Here is an 18,977-nt window from a genome sequence, read left to right as displayed (position 1 = left end):
CCGTCGGTTGAAACCGACGGCAATAAATTCTCAATCTTTTATTTCTTTGCTACTATTTATTCCACCTAGCTAAGCCTTAGCTGTCAAAAGAAAAAAGCCTGTCTGGCTAGGACAAATACCTAAGCTCTACTCTTTCCAAAGGGGATAGTATAACGCAGAAACTAATTTTCGAGCTTCTCAACAAAAGCCTCAATCTTTCCTACATCTTTAACACCCGGTTCAGTCTCAAACCTACTATTAATATCCAAGGCATATAACCTCAAATCTTTAATCTCCTTTATTGAAGCAGCATGTTCCAAATCTATCCCTCCACTTAAAAAGTAAGGTTTATCTAAACTGTATTGTTTTAAAATTTGCCAATCAAAAGTTTTACCCGAACCACCATGAGCTTTCGTTTTCGTATCAAACAAGAAATAATCTACAACGCTTACATAGGCTTCTAAATTTGAAAAATCAAATGCTTCATCCATTCCAAAAGCCTTAATAACCTCTAAATCGTTGAAACTATCCTTTAATTGTTGACAATAGTTTGGCGTTTCATTGCCGTGCAACTGAACAGCTTTAAGTTGGTGTAACTTTACTTTTTGTTTAACAACATCTAAATCTTCATCAACGAAAACACCAACCGTCTTAATTTCTGCCGGAATGTATTTTATCAATTCTGCTGAAACATCAGTTATAAAACGTGGCGATTTATCGTAGAAAATAAAGCCCAAATAATCTGGTTGCAGTTCGGCAATGGCAGCAATATTCGCAGCGAATTTCATTCCGCAAACTTTGAGTTTTAAAGGATTCATTAGTTTACCAGTTTTTTAAAGCTTTCTAAGGCCTTTTTGCTTAATAAAGATTCTTCTGCTTCGTAAAAGCAATCGGCAAATGTGGCTGTTGGTTTGATGGTTTTAATGGCTAATGCAGAGTTGCACAATACTACATTATTTTGAACGTCAGTTGCTTCGCCATTTAAAACGTCCATAAATATTTTTGCTGATGATTCTACCGTATCGCCCCCTTTAATTTCGTTTACTGAAACCCTTTCAAAACCCATGTCGTTAAGGGTTAAAATACTTTCGCCCTTATTATTGAAGGTTTTAACGTCACAGGTTAAGGAGATTTCATCATAACCTTCAAGCGCATGAACAATGGTGTAATTTTTTGTCGTGTCCTGATATAAATAATTATATAAACGAGCCAGCTCCAGACTAAAAACACCCACCATTTGGTATTTGGGTTGCGAAGGATTAACCATCGGACCCAACATATTGAAGAAAGTTTTGATGCCTAAATCTTTACGGATTGGAGCCACAATTTTCATTGCCGGATTAAACAATGGCGCATGTAAAAAGCATATGCCAGCAGTATCTAAATTCTGTTTTAAAGTATCCTGGTTGTTGGTGAAACTGTAGCCTAAATATTCCATCACATTTGACGAACCACAGCCTGAGGAAACACCGTAGTTACCGTGTTTTGCAACTTTATGTCCTGCACCAGCAACCACAAAAGAGGAAAGCGTAGAAATATTGAAGGTATCCTTACCATCGCCTCCAGTACCACAAAGGTCGATTAATTCGTAACCTGCAAAGTCGGTTTTGATACCTAAATCCAACATCGCATCGCGAAAACCCTGCAATTCATCAACAGTAATATTTCGCATGGCGTAAGCTGTTATAAAGGCAGCAATCTGCGAGGAATTAAATTCGCCCTGCGTAATCGAAATCAAGATATTTTTAGCCTCTTCCCTGCTAAAACTTTTATTTTCAAATAAATGATTTAATATTCTTTTCATGTTGATGCTTCTCTCTTTCGCCATTTTGCCATGACGATAGCCCATAAAAAAAAGGATTGCTTTTTGGGCAATCCTTTTCATCGTTTATAAAATATTTTAAAATATATAACAATAGAGTTTGCCTAACGAATTTCGTTATGCCACCACCAATTGTTATTTAAGTTTTTAACTGTCATGTTTATACAGACAAATATTGATATAATTTTTATAATTCCAAAATCTTTATAAAAAATCTGTCTTTTTTAATAGAATGACGTTTTATTCCATAAACGAAACACAGTTAGATAATTAAATTACATTCCGAATCCGCCATCAACAGAAATTGCTTGTCCGGTAACGTGCGGCGCTGTTGCCAGGAAAACGGCAAGTTGCCCCATATCTTCAGGTGTTTGCGCTTCACCTTGTGGTAGAAGTGTTTTTTGCTGGCGTTCCCATGAATCTTCTTCAGATTCTCCTTCGTTGGCATAAGCTTTTGCTAATCCGTTTTCGCCACGCCACATACCCGTACCAACAATACCCGGGCAAAGTGCATTTACAGTTATCCCCTCTTTTGCAACTTCAAGCGCTAAAGCATTTGTAAAACCAACTACGGCAAATTTCGATGCACAGTATGCAGAAAGCAATTCCATACCTTTTTTACCGGCAATTGAAGCTACGTTAATAATTTTACCATCTTTTTTAGGCAACATAATTTCTAACGCTGCTTTAGCACATAAAAAGACTCCTCTGGCATTTACATCCAGAATTTTATCCCAATCTGAACCAGTCATTTCTACAGTTTTATGAATGCCAATCACTCCCGCATTGTTTACTGTAATGTCAATTGTTCCAAAATCCTGAGCAACCTGCTTAAAAACCTGAGTTACTTTTTCTTCATTCGTAACGTCGATTTCATAAGCCTCAACTTTTACACCTTCGGCAGCTACTAACTTTTTGGTTTCTTCCAAAGCATCGAGTGATACATCGGCAAGTGCAATATTTGCACCTTCTTTAGCTAAACTTAATGCAATGCCCTGGCCTATACCACGACTTGCTCCGGTAACTACCGCAATTTTCTGATCTAACTTTTTCATATTATGTTAATATTTTTGAAATACTAACACCTCGAAAAAGGAATCGTTCTGCATTAATTAAAATTGCGACTTTACTGCTATTTTTGAGATAAAATGATTCAATAATGCTGTATTATTGAGGTTTTATAGCGATTAGGAAGTTGAGTATTTCAAAATAAATGCAACTATTTCTTTGTATAAATCATTGCCTCCAAATATCATTTGGCTAATCATCGGCACATGGCTTTTACCTTTAATTTCTTTTATCTCAACAGTAACATTATTAGCTTTTAATTTCTCGTATAACCTAGGCGTTTGTATTTTAATTGCACCATATGTTTTAGCTCCATAAAGCAATAAATGCGGGTTTTTGATGTTATCCACGTAATTTAATGGCGATGCTGCTGTCCAAACGGCGGGTTTATCGGTAAAAGTTCTCAAAAAATCGTAGTAATAATGGTCCTTCTCTGCCGAAGTAAGGTATTCGTGAATATCTAAACCAAATGGATCATTCAAAATCATACCTTTTATTGGGTTTGCAATGCCAGCTTTTTGAAAATATTTTGGGTCGGCATTAATTAATTCGCCCAAATGCGCACCGGCAGAATGCCCCATAACAAAAATTTTATTGGCACTTGCCTGATAATTTGTTATGTTTTCCTTAACCCATTTTAAAGCCAAAGCACAGTCTTCAGCCATTTTACCATATTGAGCTAAAGGTGCCAAAGGATAATTGATAATGACAGTTACCACACCTTTGCGGGCAAAATTTCTCCCCAACCACCAATACGTTTCTTTCTTTCCGCTGCTCCAGGAACCACCATGAATAAATACCAGAACAGGTTTATCTTTTACATCGTCGTTTTTGTAGAAGATATTAAGTGTATTATTTTCTTCTGAATTATTGGTATAGCTGATGTTTTTCGCTGTTTTTACCTGAGCGGATGATATTATGGTTTGAAATAAGAGCATTATAAATACTAGTTTCTTGAACATATTGGGATTTATTCCTTTTCAACAGTAAATTAACGAAATAGTTAGCGAAGTAGATTTAACCCATACTAATCTGGCAAAAAAAAGATGCCCGCTTTTTTACAAACGGGCATCTAATTAGATATTTATAAACCTTAAAAACTATGATAAATGTTGCGATAAATCTTCAACACGCTCACAGCCGACCTGATCCATAACTTGTTTTAGCTGCGTTTTTAACATACCAATCGTATGGTTTCCGCCTTCGCTACCTAAAGCGCCAACACCATACATAAAACTTCTACCTAGAAAGGTGAAGTCTGCACCTGCCGCGATACTTCTGGCAATATCCGGACCTGAGCGCACACCGCTATCCATCATTACCGTCAGTTTATCTTTATACTTTGGCGCAATTTGAACCAATGGTTTTATCGAAGATTGTCCTGCATCTAGCTGCCTGCCGCCATGATTGGAAACAATAATTCCATCAAGACCTAATTGAACCGCCAATTGTGCATCTTCTTCGGTTGCCACACCTTTTAAAACCAATTTACCTTTCCATTTATCTCTTATTGATGAAATTCTGTCGGCATTTAATCTGCCCGAAAAAGTCTTGTTCATATACAAACCAAGCTGTTTCATATTCAAGCCCTTTGGCATATAAGGTTTCATGGTTTCGAAAGCGGGTTGCCCGTGAAATAAGGTTCTTAAAGCCCATTCTGGTCTGCCCATAATTTGCAACATATTCCTCACCGACATTTTCGGCGGCATTGCCAAACCATTACGGATATCTCTCGGACGAAAACCGAAACTCGGCACGTCACAAAGGATAACCAAAACCTTACAGCCAGAAGCTTCTGCCCTATTGATAATATCATCCTTAATTAATTCTTCTGCCGGATGATAAAGCTGATACCAGGCATTTCCTTCGGTAATTTGCATAATTCTTTCTATTGATGAGGTACTTACCGTACTCAAAATAAAAGGAACGTTATGCTCAAAAGCGGCCTTAGCCAATATTTCAGGTGCATTTGGCCAGATTAAACCTTGCAAACCCACCGGTGCAATTCCAAATGGCGCATCGTATGTATGTCCGAAAAGGTTTGTTTTTAAGGATGCTTCTTTGAAATCGCGGATGTAAAAAGGCAAAAGTTCTAAAGCCCTGATGTCATCGGTATTGCGAAAAAGATTTACATCTTCGTTACAGCCACCATCAAGGTATTCAAAAGCGAATCTTGGTATTTTAGATTTTGCCTTATTTCTTAAATCTTCAATAGATGGATAATCTGCATTATATTTCCAGCTCATTTTTATTTGTATTTTAGAATTGCATGCTGCGTTGTATTGCAGAATAATATTTTAATTGAATGATATCGCTTGGTGGCGGATTTGGATTCCAAGAATCGTGAATCGCCAATGCTGTTCCAATTGCTGTTGCCTGCGAAACAGAAGATGCATAAACTTCAATATCTGGTATTGATGTTGCCAAAAGGTGCATATATATCGCATTTTTTCCGAAACCGCCATCAACAAAAATTCTTTTCACGCCCGAATTTAGCACGAGTTTTAAAGAATAAAGTTGCTGTTTTACCAAATCAAAAATTAATTGATGATAAGCTTCTTCAGCGGTTTGAAATAGATTTAAATCGCGTTCTGAGAATGCAGATTTTTCTGAAAAACCATTTTGTGGCAATTGATTTTCAGGTACCTTATTGGCCAGTTTTAAAATCATCCCCGGATTAAATTGCAAATGCTTAAACAGATAAGCTGCCCTATCGAAATGTTCGGCAATTCTTTTTAATTGCACTTCGTGCTCATAACCTGCAAAAATTCTAGAAGCCTTAACGGCTTTGCCTTTGAAATGCATATAACAAAGGCAATCCTGTTTCAATTCCTCTTCAGTTAATACTTCCTGATTAAATGGGTTTAAACTAATACACCAGGTTCCGGTTGAAAGTAAAACAAAGGGTACCGAGAAGTTAGCCAAGTAAGGGATTAAAGCCGCCGAACTATCGTGCAAACCGACCCCAACCTGAAAATCATGATTTTCAAATTTCGAGTCGATTACTGAATCTGCAGGCGTAAAGGTTCCGAATTTTTCTTCTAAGCCTTCTTCAGCAACCCAATGATGGTATTGGTTTTTACTAAAATCCCACAGTTGTGTGTGGCAGCCAATACTGGTGATATCAGCCACTGCTTTATTAGAAATTAGATAACTTAAATATTGTGGTAAATGTAGGGCATACTTTATTTTTGCAAATACTTCGGGTTTTTCTTTTTTCAGGCGATACAATTGCATTCCAGAATTTAAGCTCCCTAAAATTGGCGAAGCCGTTTCTGATGAGATTTTAGCTTCACCACCATATTTTGCATAAAATTCCTTTTTTAGAGCTTCAGGATATTCCTTTAAATAATTGTAAAGTGGTGTTAAAGGTGTTCCGTTTTCATCAAGATAAACAAAACTTGCGCCGTAAGATGAAAAGTTAATCGCCTTAATATCGTATTCCTTTAATTGCATGACCTGATTTAACGAATCGAAAACGGATGAACGTAGACTTTCGAGGTTTTCACAAACCTCGCCATCTTCATCTTTCGTTTCTACAAAACGAGCCGAACGCTCGTAAACAATGTTGTAATTTTCATCGATTAGAAACAATTTCTTATTCGTTTTACCTACATCAAATATGGCTGCAACGGTTTTTGGCATTTTATGTTCTCCTCTTATAATCCTGTTGCTACGGTTTCTAAACCACGGTATTTAACTAAGTTTTCTCTTACTTTAAGGTCGCGATATAAACCGATTGGCGATAATGCGGCATTGGCTCTCAATCTTGCTTCGGCAACTAATGCCCTTAAATCGCTACGGAAAGTGTTTTGTAAAATCTCCTGCGCAGCAGCCACATCATTATTATCTTGCGCAGCGTTTAAAGCTTTTCTATCCACCAATAATGCCTGTGCATAAGCTATCATAATGGCTTCTACCGATTGCAATAAATCTTCCAGCGGGTCTTTCACATTGTGAGAAGCATCAATCATCCAACCTAAATCTTTTGCGTGGTTCATGCCTTTTGCATCCATGCCTTCAACCAATTCATTAAAAATCAAGAATAATTGATAAGGTTTGATACTTCCCGCAGTTAAATCATCATCGCCATATTTAGAATCGTTGAAGTGGAAACCACCCAATTTGCCTTCCATTAAAAGCAATGCAACAATTTGCTCAATGTTTGCATTTGGCAAATGGTGACCTAAATCAACCAGCGTATAAGCCTTTTTACCCAATTTACTGGCGTAAAGCAGCGATTGTCCCCAATCTCCAACGGTTGTTGAATAGAAATTCGGTTCGAAAGCTTTGTACTCTACAAACATTTTCCAGTCTTCAGGCAAAGCCGAATAAATTTCTTGTAAACTCTCTAAAGTATTCTCAAAAGCCTTACGGAAATTTAACTGACCAGGAAAACAAGAACCATCTGCCAACCAAACAGTTAATGCATTAGAACCCAAAGCTACACCTTGCTTAATTACTTCGATGTTATGTTCAATCGCTTGTTTACGAACGGCTTTATTTACATTTTGAAGTGAACCAAATTTATAGCTATGTGCACTTCCGGGCTGGTCTTGAAAAGTATTTGAGTTCATCGCATCGAAAGTTAAGCCATAGCTACTTGCAAGGCTTTTCAATGCTTCTGCATTTTGAGGAATATCCCAAGGAATGTGTAGTGAAATTGCACCACTAGCACCGTTCAAGGCATGTAATAAACCCACATCTTCAATCTTTTCTTCGATAGTACGAGGCTCGCCACCCGTAATTGCAAACCGGCCAAAACGTGTTCCGCCAGTACCTAAAGCCCAACTCGGAATGGCAATTTGGAAATCGACCAGTTTTTGGATTACACTTTCTAAATCAACGTGACTACATTCTTCTTTTATAAAATTTAGCTTACGCTGATGTGATGTTAAAAGTGCATCGTTGTGTTTTTCTATATGGTTCTGCTCAATATTCATCAGTACATTCGGTTAAAACAGCTTGTAAACAAACTGAGGTTAGGTAATTTATTATTTTATTTCACACAGGGTGAAAATTAGTCATTTTAAAAGTTATTTCGGCCCGCAATGAGCTACGGGCACTTGAAACAACTTACTAAAACTAAATTTTAAACTTTTTCATGGTCTGTGAAGACACAGGCCAGTGTATAAAAGTCTTCGACAAGCTCAGACTGACAACATAATTATGTTTTGGTCTTGCTTATCAAGCAAAAAATCTTATCTCACAAACGCCATTGCAACACCGCCATCAACATTTAAAACGTTTCCGGTTGATTTATGCAACAAGCCGCCTACAAAAGCAAAACATGCATTTGCAATATCATCTGGTAAGATAATTTGGTTTAATAAGGTACGTTTTGCATAATACGCAGGTAATTCAGCCACAGTGATACCGTAAGCTTTTGCTCTACCTTCGGCCCAACCGCCTGCCCAAATGTTACTGTCGCTAATCACTGCATCAGGATTTACAACATTTACACGGATATTATCTGTGCCTAATTCGGCAGCATTTAATCGGCTTAAGTGAAGTTGAGCTGCCTTAGCACTTCCATACCCAGCATTATTTGGTCCGCTTACCAAAGCATTTTTACTAACGATGTTAATAATATCGCCACCAATGGCTTGTTTTTGCATGGTGCTTGTTGCCGCCTGAGTAATAAAGAACTGACCTTTAACTAAGACATCATAAAGCAAGTCCCAATCCTTTTCGGTATGGTCGCCAATGGTTTTAGAGATTGATAAGCCTGCATTGTTAACGATAATATCTACACCGCCGAAAGCCAGAGCTGCAGCATCGAAGGCAGCATTAATGTCTTCCTGACTGGTTACATTTAATAATGCTGTTGCATAAGAATCCTTGCCAAATTGCGCTTTAAACTCCTCACCTGCGGCTTCTAAGCGTTCGGCATTCATATCATTAAGAATAACGACACCACCTTCGGATACAAATTTCTTTGCAATAGCTTTACCAATACCACCTGCACTACCTGTAATCAAGGCAATTTTTCCGGTTAAGGGTTTTGGTTTAGGCATGCGCTGAAGTTTAGCTTCTTCAAGCAACCAATATTCGATATTAAAAGCTTCCTGATGTGGTAATGAGGTGTATTCAGAAACCGCTTCTGCACCTTTCATTACATTGATAGCATTGATGTAAAATTCGGCGGCAACTCTTGCCGTTTGTTTATCCTTTGAGAAAGTAAACATACCGATTCCAGGGTATAAAATTACAACCGGGTTGGTATCGCGAATGGCCGGACTATTTGAATGCTTACAGTTTTCATAATAATCGGTGTACATTTTTCGGTAAGCCTCAAATGCCGGCTCTAAAGTTTCTTTTAAAGCTCTAGTATCCGATAAATCCGCATCAGCAGCTAAAGTTAAAACTAAAGGACTGATTTTAGTTCTTAGGAAATGGTCTGGACAACTTGTTCCCATTGGTGCAAGGCGAGCCAAATCATTAGAGTTTATAAATTCTAAAACGCGACTATCATCGGTGAAATGACCAATCATGTGTTGTTTTGAAGAACACAAACCTCGCAAAACAGGCGCTAAAGCTGCTGCTTGTTTTTTACGAATATCGGCTTCTGCACTTGCTATTTTTTGTCCGCCGAAAACTGGTGCTGTTTTGCCATAGTTTTCTTCCAAATAAGCAGAGCAGATTTCGATAACATCTAAAGTATTAACATAACTTTCGTAAGCTGTGTTTCCCCAGGTAAATAAACCATGAGAACCCAACATAATACCACGAATACCTGGATTTTCATCCAAACATTTCTTTAAGGTTAAACCCAATTCGAATCCTGGTTTTTTCCATTCTACCCAACCAATTGTTCCGCCAAATAATTCTTCGGTTATTTTCTTGCCATCTTTTGCAGCTGCAATTGCAATTGCCGCGTCAGGATGTAAATGGTCGATGTGTGCAAATGGTAAAAAACCGTGCAAAGGTGTATCAATAGATGGTGCCTTCGAGCTTAAATCGAAAATGCAGTGGTTAAACAATTCGACCATTTCATCTTCATGTTCTACACCGCGGTAAATATTTTTTAAGCTTCTTAATCTATCTACATAAAGTGCCGCTAAACCACTTTTTTTCAACGTCCCTAAATCGCCCCCCGAACCTTTAACCCACATTACTTCAGTTTCTGAACCTGTTAATGGGTCTTTTTCCAATAATTTACAGGAAGTATTTCCACCTCCATAATTGGTTAAGCGTAAATCTGCGCCTAACAAATTCGAACGATAAATAAGCAATGCAACTTCATCGCCAGCCAATTTAGCGGCTTCTTCTTCGTTCCATAAGTAACTAACGTATTTATAATTTTTCGTATCTACTGACATTGTAGTATATATTTATTTTAAATTTATGCTTTAATTGAATTTCCGTAACCAACGATAAGAACGGATATAATGATGGTTAAAATACCTGCAAGAATGGTCATCATGGTTTTTCTTGAAACGCCTTTCCATTCTTTTAATATTAAGCCCCAAACGTTTGCTATTAAGATAATAAAGGCCATGTGCAAAATCCAAGAACTTGCGCCATTACCCATTTTACTTTCGCCCATACCGTAAAAAAAGAATTGCAAAAACCAGGTTGTACCTGCCAATGCAGAGAAAATATAGTTTTTTAGTAATGGTGTGCTGGCTTTTGTATAATCGCCGAAGGTTTTATTGCGGGCATTTAAAATCATACACCAAATAAAATTTGTGGTTAAACCGCCCCAAAGCACAACTACATAAGTAACATTATTTTGGAAAAGAAAATTTCCTGCTTCTGTTGGATTTGCAGCTTTCCAAATTTCGTTCGCCGCATCGGCCATTGGTTTTCCCGCCTCAATACCAAAGTTAAAACAGGCACTCAAAACCCCTGAAACTATCCCAACAAATAAGCCCAAGCCAAATTTGAATTCGGTTTTAACCTCTAAGCCATGCGGGTCGGTAATATCTTTTTTCAGTTCCTTTTCCTTCATCGTTCCAGCTTTACCACAAATGATAATGCCTAAAACGCAAACAATAAGTCCAAGCAAAACCATGCGGCCCCAATCGGTTTGGAGAAACATAGTAAATGTATCCTTTCCGCTCTGTGGGAAAAAGTCAAAATAAATTGATGGAAGAATAGAACCAAGCACCATGCTTATTCCAAGAATGATGCTGCTACCAAGAGAAACGCCTAAATACCGAACGCCTAAACCGTAAGTTAAACCGCCAATACCCCAAAGTATGCCGAAGAAATAAGTTAATAATAAGATGCTTCCGCTTGTGCTGGCAATAATATCTGCAAAATTCGGGATGGTTAAAAATGCAGCCAATGGCGGAACAATTAACCAAGAAAAGATGCCTCCAACTATCCAATAACTCTCCCAGGCCCAACCTTTAACTTTTTTATAAGGAATGTAAAAGCTGCCTGAGGCAAAGCCCCCGATAAAATGAAATATTACGCCTAAGATTGCTTGCATTATTACTGGTTTTATATTTGGTTTTCGAAAGTATCGATTGATTCAAACTTAACTGTTATGTACTGTCATGCCAAGGGCCGATAAATAATAAATGTGTTTGTTATATTTGAAAAATCTAAGCCCGAAACCGTGAAATCCGAAGATTTACTAAGTCACATTGTTATTGATGAATACTCTGCAACGCCAAAATATAAGCAGCTGGTTAATGCGATTTTATATGCAATAGAAATCAGAAAAATTGAAAAAGGTAATCTCCTCCCATCGATAAATGAATTGAGTTTTGCTTTAGAAATATCGAGAGATACAGCGGAAAAAGGCTACAGAAGACTGCGTAGATTAGGTGTAATCGAATCCATCCCCGGTAAAGGTTATTTTGTGATCAATACGGATTTCTCCAGAAAACTTAAAATTTGCCTGCTGTTTAATAAGCTCAGTACGCATAAAAAAATCATATACGATTCGTTTAGTAAGGCAATCGGCGAAAGTGCAGCTATTGACTTATATGTGTATAACAATGATTTTACACTCTTTAAAAGTTTATTAAATAACAAGAAAGATGAATACACGCATTATGTAATTATACCCCATTTTACGGAAGGTGATGAAAAAGCACAGGATATTATTAATGCAATCCCGAGAGAAAAACTGGTGATTCTGGATAAACTTTTACCAGGTATTTCTGGAGATTACGCTGCCGTTTATGAAAACTTTGCACTCGATATTTACAATGCTCTGGAACAAGCACTTACCCCACTTTCCAAATACAATACCTTAAAAATTATTTTTCCAAAGGGAAGTTATTTTCCGAAGGAGATTTTAGACGGCTTTTACCGTTTTTGTCAGCAATATGCTTTTAACCATAAAGTGGTAGATAAAATTGCTGATGAGGAAATTAATACAGGCGAAGTTTACATCAGTTTAATGGAAGATGATTTGGTTTACCTAATTGAAAAAATAATTGTTCAGAATTTAACTGTTGGTACTGATGTTGGCGTAATTTCCTACAACGAAACGCCGCTTAAAAGAATAATATTAAACGGCATTACAACCATATCTACTGATTTTGCAATGTTGGGTACTGAAACTGCAAATTGTATATTAAATAATATAGTTGAGAAAGTTCAGGTACCATTCTATTTGAATTTGAGGAAATCGCTTTAAGTTTTCCCGCAGATTTACGCTGATTGTTTTCGCTGATTTAAAATGATTTTTTTCTTATCTACGAAAATTAGCGTTTTTTATCTTTTTTAATCTGCTGGAGAAAATCGCTTTATGTTTTCCCGCTGATTTACGCTGATGTTTTTCGCAGATTTAAAATGATTTTTTCTTATCAGCGAAAATCAGCGTCCCTTATCCTTTTAAATCTGCGGGAGAAAGTTTTTCAAATCAACGGGAAAAACAACTTAAAAACAATTGTTGAAATTTATAAACGTCAAAAACACGATAAAAATTTTTATTTGTAAATAAATAAACGTTAATTAGACATTTATTTATTGTTATGAGCACAGCAAACTATGTAATCGGCGTAGATTACGGGACAGATTCTGTCCGTTCGGTTTTGGTTGATACCGCCAACGGAAAAGAAATCTCCGCTTCCGTTTTCCTATATCCACGATGGCAAAAAGGTTTATATTGTAAACCATCACTTAACCAATTCAGGCAACATCCTTTAGATTATATTGAAGGATTAACCCACACCATTAAAGATTGTATTGCAAAAGCTGGAGGCGAATCCATTGCGGCGCTTGTTAAAGGAATTTCTGTTGATACCACTGGTTCTAGCCCTGTTGCGGTTGATGAACACGGAACTCCGCTAGCCTTAAAAGCCGAATTTGCGGAAAACCCGAATGCAATGTTTGTACTTTGGAAAGACCATACCGCGGTTAAAGAAGCCGCAGAAATTAACAAACATGCTTTAAAATTTCCAGTTAATTACCTGAAATATGTTGGTGGTATTTATTCTTCTGAATGGTTTTGGTCTAAATTGCTTCACATATTAAGAGTTGATACACAAGTTAGAAAAAATACGGTTTCGTGGGTAGAACATTGCGATTGGATTCCGTTTTTACTTTCTGGCAAAACCGATGTTAAAGAAATAAAACGCAGCCGTTGCGCAGCTGGACATAAAGCTTTGTGGGCAGAAGAATTTGATGGATTACCTCCTGAAGAATTTTTCAAAACCTTAGACCCATTGTTAAAAGGATATAGAGATTTACTATTTAAAGAAACCTACACATCTGATGTTTCTGCTGGAAATTTAAGTGCCGAATGGGCTGAAAAACTTGGTCTTAGCACAAATGTAGTAATTGGCGTTGGCGCTTTCGATGCACATATGGGTGCAGTTGGTGGGCAAATTGAGCCATATTATTTAAGTAAAGTGATGGGTACCAGCACTTGCGATATTTTAGTCGCTCCAAATAAAGACATGGAAGGCAAGCTAATTAATGGCATCTGTGGACAGGTAGATGGCTCGGTTATTCCTGCTATGGCTGGTTTAGAAGCTGGTCAATCTGCTTTTGGCGATGCTTACGCCTGGTTTAAAAAACTGATTAGCTGGCCAATAGATAGTCTACTTACAGAATCTACAGTTATTGATGCAAATACTGCAATTGCATTAAAAGAAGAGCTTGAAAGTAAAATTCTTTCAAATTTAGCCAAACAAGCATCAGAATTACCAGATGATGATTATTCAGAACTTGCTGTTGACTGGTTAAATGGTAGAAGAACCCCAGATGCAAATCAAGAATTAAAGGGCGCAATTACAGGCTTGGGCTTAGGAACTGATGCACCTAGATTTTTTAGGGCTTTAGCTGTTGCAACCTGCTTCGGTGCAAAAGCGATTGTAGAAAGATTTAAAGAACAAGGTGTGCCTGTAAAAGGAATTATTGGTATTGGCGGTGTGGCTAAAAAATCGGCTTATATTATGCAAATGATGGCAGATGTTTTAGAAATGCCAATTCGTATCCACCGTTTTGAGCATACTTGTGCTTTAGGTGCTGCCATGTTTGCAGCAGTTGTTGCGGGCATTTATCCTGATGTTGAAACAGCAATGAATGCTATGGGAACTGGTTTCGAAAAAGAATATCACCCAAATATCAAGAAACAAAAACTTTATCGTCAGCATTACCAACAGTATTTAAGCTTGGGCAGATATTTAGAAAAGTTTAACAAAAAAGATGTAAAACCATATATATCATGAGCGAATTTCAAGATATAAAAGAGCAGGCGTACGCTGCAAATATGCAGTTACCCAAATTGGGTTTAGTGCTTTTCACTTTTGGAAATGTGAGCGCAGCTGATAAAAACAAAGGTGTTTTTGCAATAAAACCAAGCGGTGTTCCGTATGATGATTTAACGGTTGATAGCATGGTGATTGTAGATTTTGATGGCAATACCATTGAAGGTGGTTTAAGGCCATCATCAGATACCAAAACCCATGCAGTTTTATATAAGCATTGGGGAAATATTGGTGGAATTGTACATACGCACTCAACTTACGGCACCGCCTGGGCGCAAGCGCAAATGCCAATTCCAATTTTTGGCACCACCCATGCCGACCATTTAACGGTTGATATTCCATGCGCCCCACCAATGGATGATGAAATGATTAAAGGAAATTATGAATACGAAACGGGCTTTCAAATCATGAATCATTTTGCAAGTCTTGGCTTAAGCTACAAAGAAGTGGAAATGATTTTGGTTGGTAACCACGCCCCTTTTACCTGGGGCAAAACCGCCGATAAAGCGGTTTACAACAGCGCAGTTTTGGAAGCCGTGGCACAAATGGCATTGCTTACGCAGCAAATAAATCCACAAGCGCCGCGATTAAAGGATTCGTTAATTAAAAAGCATTACGACCGTAAACATGGAAAGGATGCGTACTACGGCCAGAAGTAGTATTTGTTTTTGTCATGCTGAGGATTAATTCATTTCATAAGAACCAATATAGATGACGTCATAGCAAACTCGTCATTGCGAGGCACGAAGCAATCTCACTTTAAGAGATTAATGGAGATAAGATTGCTTCAGCTCACACAAACCCTGCTTCGCAATGACGACAGCCAGAAAAAAAAAGTCACTGGCGCTTGTCGAAGCATATTATTAACGGTCTCCGACAGGCTCAGACTGACAGGTTGCAAGCATGATTTTAATAGCAAGGTTTACCAAAGTAAAATAAACCTGATTGGAGTGAAATACTTTTTATGCAGCAACCTTTAATATTTTGTCATGCTGAGGAACGAAGCATCTGCAACCGATGAAAAAGACTCTTCGTGCCTCAGAATGACAGAAGTTTAAAAAGATTAAACGGAAAGCAGGACTATCGGAACCGATGAAAAACCGAAGCCTGCTTTTCCAAAAAAAGATAAAAAACCGTCTGTAAGTAACAGGCAAAAAATATTCTAACTAAAAATATAAGAGCAATGATCGATTTAAAAAAATTACAAGTTTGGTTTATTACAGGTACGCAAGATTTATACGGCGAGGAAACCTTAAAACAAGTTGCAATACATGCAGAACAGGTTGCCAAGTCGCTAAACGAGCATAAAAAAATCTCCGTTTCGATTGTTTTTAAGCCGATTGTAAAAAATACGGACGAGATTTTTGAAACCTTGCAAAGCGCAAATATCGATAAAAATTGTATTGGCGTTGTAACCTGGATGCATACTTTTTCTCCCGCTAAAATGTGGATTAGAGGCTTAAATGTTTTACAAAAACCGCTACTACATTTACACACGCAGTTTAACCGCGATATTCCGTGGAATACAATTGATATGGATTTTATGAACCTGAACCAAAGTGCGCATGGCGACAGAGAATTTGGTTTCATGGTTTCGCGTATGCGTAAGGATAGAAAAGTGATTGTTGGGCATTGGGAGGATGAAGAAGTAGCTTCTCAAATTGACACTTGGTGCAGAGCCGCAGCTGGATGGCACGATTGGCAAGGTGCAAAATTTGCACGTTTTGGCGATAATATGCGCTATGTTGCGGTAACTGATGGTGATAAAGTGGAAGCTGAAATGAAATTCGGATTTTCGGTAAATACTTATGGCATTGGCGATTTAGTAGCTGTAATTAATGCGGTAAGCGATGATTCGATAAAAACATTGGTTAAGGAATACGAAGATACGTATGAAATGGCCGATGATTTGAAAACTGGAGGCGCAAGACACTCATCGGTTTATGATGCGGCAAAAATTGAGTTGGGTTTAAGAAAATTCCTGGAAGATGGAAATTTCAAAGGTTTCTCTGATACATTTGAAGATTTACACGGGATGATCCAGTTGCCAGGAATTGCAGCCCAACGTTTGATGGCCGATGGTTATGGTTTTGCTGGCGAAGGCGATTGGAAAACCTCAGCCTTAGTACGTGCTTGTAAAGTTATGGGCGCTGGTTTGGCTGGCGGAAATGCTTTTATGGAAGATTACACTTACCATTTCGACCCTGCAAATGCTATGGTTTTAGGTTCGCACATGTTAGAAGTTGATGCCTCGTTAGCGAAAGGGAAAGCGAGTTTAGAGGTTCATCCATTAGGTATTGGCGGTAAGGCAGACCCTGCTCGTTTGGTTTTTAATGTTGCTGGCGGCGATGCTTTAAACGCATCTTTAATTGATATGGGAAACCGCTTCCGCTTACTGGTTAATGAAGTTAAGGCAGTTGAAGCCGAAAATGAATTACCAAATTTACCTGTTGCTCGTGTGTTGTGGAAACCACTTCCCGATATGAAAACAGGTTGTGCAGCTTGGATTTATGCAGGTGGAGCGCACCATACGGCTTACAGTCAGAATTTAACAACAGAACATTTATCAGATTTTGCAAATATTGCAGGTTTGGAGTATATTAACATCGGCGCTGAAACTAAGATAAATCAGTTCAGAAATGAATTGCAGTGGAATGAAGTATTCTATAAATAATAACCAATAACCAAATTAAGCTGAATTATGAACAATTTTTCGACGGTTGATTACGCCGTTTTTATCTTTTACTTTATCCTGATTTCCGCTTACGGGTTTTGGATTTACAGCAAAAAGAAAAATAAAGGTACATCAGGAAGTCACGACTTCTTCCTTGCCGAAGGCTCTTTAACCTGGTGGGCAATCGGCGCTTCACTTATCGCATCGAACATTTCTGCTGAGCAATTTATCGGCATGAGTGGTCAGGGTTTTCAGGTTGGTATGGCCGTTGCCGCTTATGAATGGGTTGCTGCAATTGCCTTAATTATTGTCGCCGTTTGGTTTATTCCAGTTTATCTGAAGAATAAAATCTTTACCATGCCGCAGTTTTTACAAACTCGGTATAACGAAACGGTAAGTTTAATTATGGCGGTTTTCTGGCTGTTCCTGTATATTTTCGTTAACCTAACCTCTATACTTTATTTGGGTTCTATCGCGATTAGCAGCATGATAAACCCTGAATATTTTAAATACATTGTTATCGGTTTGGCCGCATTTTCATTAATTATTACCCTTGGCGGGATGAAAGTAATCGGCTTTACAGATGTTATTCAGGTCATTGTGTTAATTGCTGGTGGTTTGGTTACTACTTACATCGCCCTAACAATGGTGAGCGACCACTTTGGTTTAGGAAAAGATGCAATCGCAGGTTTTAAAATGTTGATGAAAGATTCGCCCGACCATTTTAAAATGATTTTGGATAAACCTGATGCAAATTCATCGCAAGAATATGTAAACAAATATTTGGCTTTGCCAGGTATCGCGATGTATTTTGCTGGTCAGTGGATTGTGAATTTGAATTACTGGGGTTGTAATCAATACATTACGCAAAGAGCGCTGGGTGCGGATTTAAAAACCGCCAGAACAGGTATTTTATTTGCAGGCTTTTTAAAGCTTGGTATGCCGATAATTGTAATGTTACCAGGTATCGCAGCTTATGTTTTACACAGAAATGGTGCTTTACAAGCTGAAATGGCACCAGATGGTAAAGTAATTGCCGATAATGCATATTCAGCTGTACTCACATTTTTACCTACCGGATTAAAAGGTTTATCGCTAGCGGCTTTAACGGCTGCAATCGTAGCCTCTTTAGCGGGTAAGGCAAATAGTATTTCTACCATTTGGACTTTAGATATTTACAAAAAATACATCAATAGAAATGCTGATGAAAGTAAATTAGTGGTTGTTGGCCGCTTAAGTATTTTAGTGGCAATTGTACTATCAGTAATTTTAACCTGGGATGATTTATTGGGTATAGGTGGCGAAGGTGGATTTACTTTTATCCAGAAATATACAGGTTTCATAAGTCCAGGCGTTTTTGCAATGTTTCTTTTGGGGATGTTTTGGAAACGCACAACAGGAACTGCGGCAATTGCAGGTTTGGTGACCGGATTCTTGCTTTCGGTGGTTTTCAATAATTACGCCCCAACCTGGTTTGGACATGATAACTTTTTATACACCGCATATTTGAACAAAGATGGCGTTTACGAAATTCCATTCTTAATTTGTATGGGTTTATCATTCTTATTTACGATGATTGTAATGGTTGGACTAAGTTTATTAGGTCCGAAAGTAAACCCTAAAGCATTCGAATTAGATAAAGCAATGTTTAAAGTTGCACCATCTACATTGGTGTTGATTGTTATTACATTGCTTCTAATTACACTTATTTATGTGAAATTCTGGTAAAGAGAATTTGATGTTAAAATAGAAAGGG

At 37.8% G+C, this 18,977-nt stretch carries 14 protein-coding genes; 5 read left to right on the top strand and 9 right to left on the bottom strand.

Annotation, left to right across the window (positions count from 1 at the left end; translation table 11 throughout):
• Positions 1-161: 161 nt before the first annotated feature.
• From R2Q16_RS19255 to rhaT, 9 genes are all read right to left on the bottom strand, one after another.
• Positions 162-797 carry a phosphoribosylanthranilate isomerase gene (locus R2Q16_RS19255; protein WP_316739549.1) on the bottom strand — a complete coding sequence of 212 codons (636 nt, stop codon included), beginning with the start codon at positions 795-797 and terminating at the stop codon, positions 162-164.
• Positions 797-1,783 carry an anthranilate phosphoribosyltransferase gene (gene trpD, locus R2Q16_RS19250; RefSeq protein ID WP_316739567.1) on the bottom strand — a complete coding sequence of 329 codons (987 nt, stop codon included), beginning with the start codon at positions 1,781-1,783 and terminating at the stop codon, positions 797-799. Before trpD ends, R2Q16_RS19255 begins: the two co-directional genes overlap by 1 nt.
• A gap of 293 nt (positions 1,784-2,076) precedes the next feature.
• Complete coding sequence (locus R2Q16_RS19245) at positions 2,077-2,856, bottom strand: SDR family NAD(P)-dependent oxidoreductase (RefSeq protein WP_316739547.1); 780 nt, start codon at positions 2,854-2,856, stop codon at positions 2,077-2,079.
• 132 nt (positions 2,857-2,988) lie between these two features.
• A complete protein-coding gene (locus R2Q16_RS19240; protein WP_316739545.1) occupies positions 2,989-3,831 on the bottom strand; it encodes an alpha/beta hydrolase in 843 nt (280 codons plus the stop codon).
• 138 nt (positions 3,832-3,969) lie between these two features.
• On the bottom strand, positions 3,970-5,115 hold the full coding sequence (locus tag R2Q16_RS19235; RefSeq protein ID WP_316739543.1) for an alpha-hydroxy acid oxidase: 1,146 nt from the start codon (positions 5,113-5,115) through the stop codon (positions 3,970-3,972).
• 13 nt (positions 5,116-5,128) lie between these two features.
• The gene (locus R2Q16_RS19230) at positions 5,129-6,514 is read right to left on the bottom strand and encodes an FGGY-family carbohydrate kinase (RefSeq protein WP_316739541.1); all 1,386 of its coding nucleotides are present in this window, start codon (positions 6,512-6,514) and stop codon (positions 5,129-5,131) included.
• A gap of 14 nt (positions 6,515-6,528) precedes the next feature.
• Entirely contained in the window at positions 6,529-7,812 is a 1,284-nt protein-coding gene (locus tag R2Q16_RS19225) for a sugar isomerase (protein ID WP_316739540.1), read from the bottom strand.
• Positions 7,813-8,070: 258 nt separating this feature from the next.
• The gene (locus tag R2Q16_RS19220) at positions 8,071-10,191 is read right to left on the bottom strand and encodes a bifunctional aldolase/short-chain dehydrogenase (RefSeq protein WP_316739538.1); all 2,121 of its coding nucleotides are present in this window, start codon (positions 10,189-10,191) and stop codon (positions 8,071-8,073) included.
• 23 nt (positions 10,192-10,214) lie between these two features.
• Positions 10,215-11,309 carry an L-rhamnose/proton symporter RhaT gene (rhaT, locus tag R2Q16_RS19215; protein WP_316739535.1) on the bottom strand — a complete coding sequence of 365 codons (1,095 nt, stop codon included), beginning with the start codon at positions 11,307-11,309 and terminating at the stop codon, positions 10,215-10,217.
• 129 nt (positions 11,310-11,438) lie between these two features.
• On the opposite strand from rhaT, the gene R2Q16_RS19210 reads away from it, so the two are divergent.
• From R2Q16_RS19210 to R2Q16_RS19190, 5 genes are all read left to right on the top strand, one after another.
• On the top strand, positions 11,439-12,470 hold the full coding sequence (locus R2Q16_RS19210) for a GntR family transcriptional regulator (RefSeq protein ID WP_316739534.1): 1,032 nt from the start codon (positions 11,439-11,441) through the stop codon (positions 12,468-12,470).
• A gap of 337 nt (positions 12,471-12,807) precedes the next feature.
• On the top strand, positions 12,808-14,508 hold the full coding sequence (locus R2Q16_RS19205) for a ribulokinase (RefSeq protein WP_316739532.1): 1,701 nt from the start codon (positions 12,808-12,810) through the stop codon (positions 14,506-14,508).
• A complete protein-coding gene (locus R2Q16_RS19200) occupies positions 14,505-15,206 on the top strand; it encodes an L-ribulose-5-phosphate 4-epimerase (RefSeq protein ID WP_316739530.1) in 702 nt (233 codons plus the stop codon). Before R2Q16_RS19205 ends, R2Q16_RS19200 begins: the two co-directional genes overlap by 4 nt.
• 524 nt (positions 15,207-15,730) lie before the next feature.
• Complete coding sequence (gene araA / locus R2Q16_RS19195) at positions 15,731-17,221, top strand: L-arabinose isomerase (RefSeq protein WP_316739528.1); 1,491 nt, start codon at positions 15,731-15,733, stop codon at positions 17,219-17,221.
• Positions 17,222-17,248: 27 nt separating this feature from the next.
• Positions 17,249-18,949, top strand: coding sequence for a sodium:solute symporter family transporter (locus tag R2Q16_RS19190; RefSeq protein ID WP_316739527.1), 1,701 nt, complete (start codon positions 17,249-17,251; stop codon positions 18,947-18,949).
• The last annotated feature ends 28 nt before the right edge of the window (positions 18,950-18,977 follow it).

The organism is Pedobacter aquatilis (assembly GCF_032678425.1).
Classification (GTDB): Bacteria; Bacteroidota; Bacteroidia; order Sphingobacteriales; family Sphingobacteriaceae; genus Pedobacter; species Pedobacter aquatilis_B.
This window is presented reverse-complemented; position numbering and strand designations above follow the sequence as displayed.

Excerpts from the sequence above, each read along its gene's own strand:
- R2Q16_RS19255 (WP_316739549.1), bottom strand. The coding sequence starts at position 797 with ATGAATCCTTTAAAACTCAAAGTTTGCGGAATGAAATTCGCTGCGAAT.
- R2Q16_RS19235 (WP_316739543.1), bottom strand. The coding sequence starts at position 5,115 with ATGAGCTGGAAATATAATGCAGATTATCCATCTATTGAAGATTTAAGA.
- R2Q16_RS19245 (WP_316739547.1), bottom strand. The coding sequence starts at position 2,856 with ATGAAAAAGTTAGATCAGAAAATTGCGGTAGTTACCGGAGCAAGTCGT.
- araA (WP_316739528.1), top strand. The coding sequence starts at position 15,731 with ATGATCGATTTAAAAAAATTACAAGTTTGGTTTATTACAGGTACGCAA.
- trpD (WP_316739567.1), bottom strand. The coding sequence starts at position 1,783 with ATGAAAAGAATATTAAATCATTTATTTGAAAATAAAAGTTTTAGCAGG.
- R2Q16_RS19240 (WP_316739545.1), bottom strand. The coding sequence starts at position 3,831 with ATGTTCAAGAAACTAGTATTTATAATGCTCTTATTTCAAACCATAATA.
- R2Q16_RS19230 (WP_316739541.1), bottom strand. The coding sequence starts at position 6,514 with ATGCCAAAAACCGTTGCAGCCATATTTGATGTAGGTAAAACGAATAAG.
- R2Q16_RS19205 (WP_316739532.1), top strand. The coding sequence starts at position 12,808 with ATGAGCACAGCAAACTATGTAATCGGCGTAGATTACGGGACAGATTCT.
- R2Q16_RS19220 (WP_316739538.1), bottom strand. The coding sequence starts at position 10,191 with ATGTCAGTAGATACGAAAAATTATAAATACGTTAGTTACTTATGGAAC.
- R2Q16_RS19190 (WP_316739527.1), top strand. The coding sequence starts at position 17,249 with ATGAACAATTTTTCGACGGTTGATTACGCCGTTTTTATCTTTTACTTT.
- rhaT (WP_316739535.1), bottom strand. The coding sequence starts at position 11,309 with ATGCAAGCAATCTTAGGCGTAATATTTCATTTTATCGGGGGCTTTGCC.
- R2Q16_RS19225 (WP_316739540.1), bottom strand. The coding sequence starts at position 7,812 with ATGAATATTGAGCAGAACCATATAGAAAAACACAACGATGCACTTTTA.
- R2Q16_RS19200 (WP_316739530.1), top strand. The coding sequence starts at position 14,505 with ATGAGCGAATTTCAAGATATAAAAGAGCAGGCGTACGCTGCAAATATG.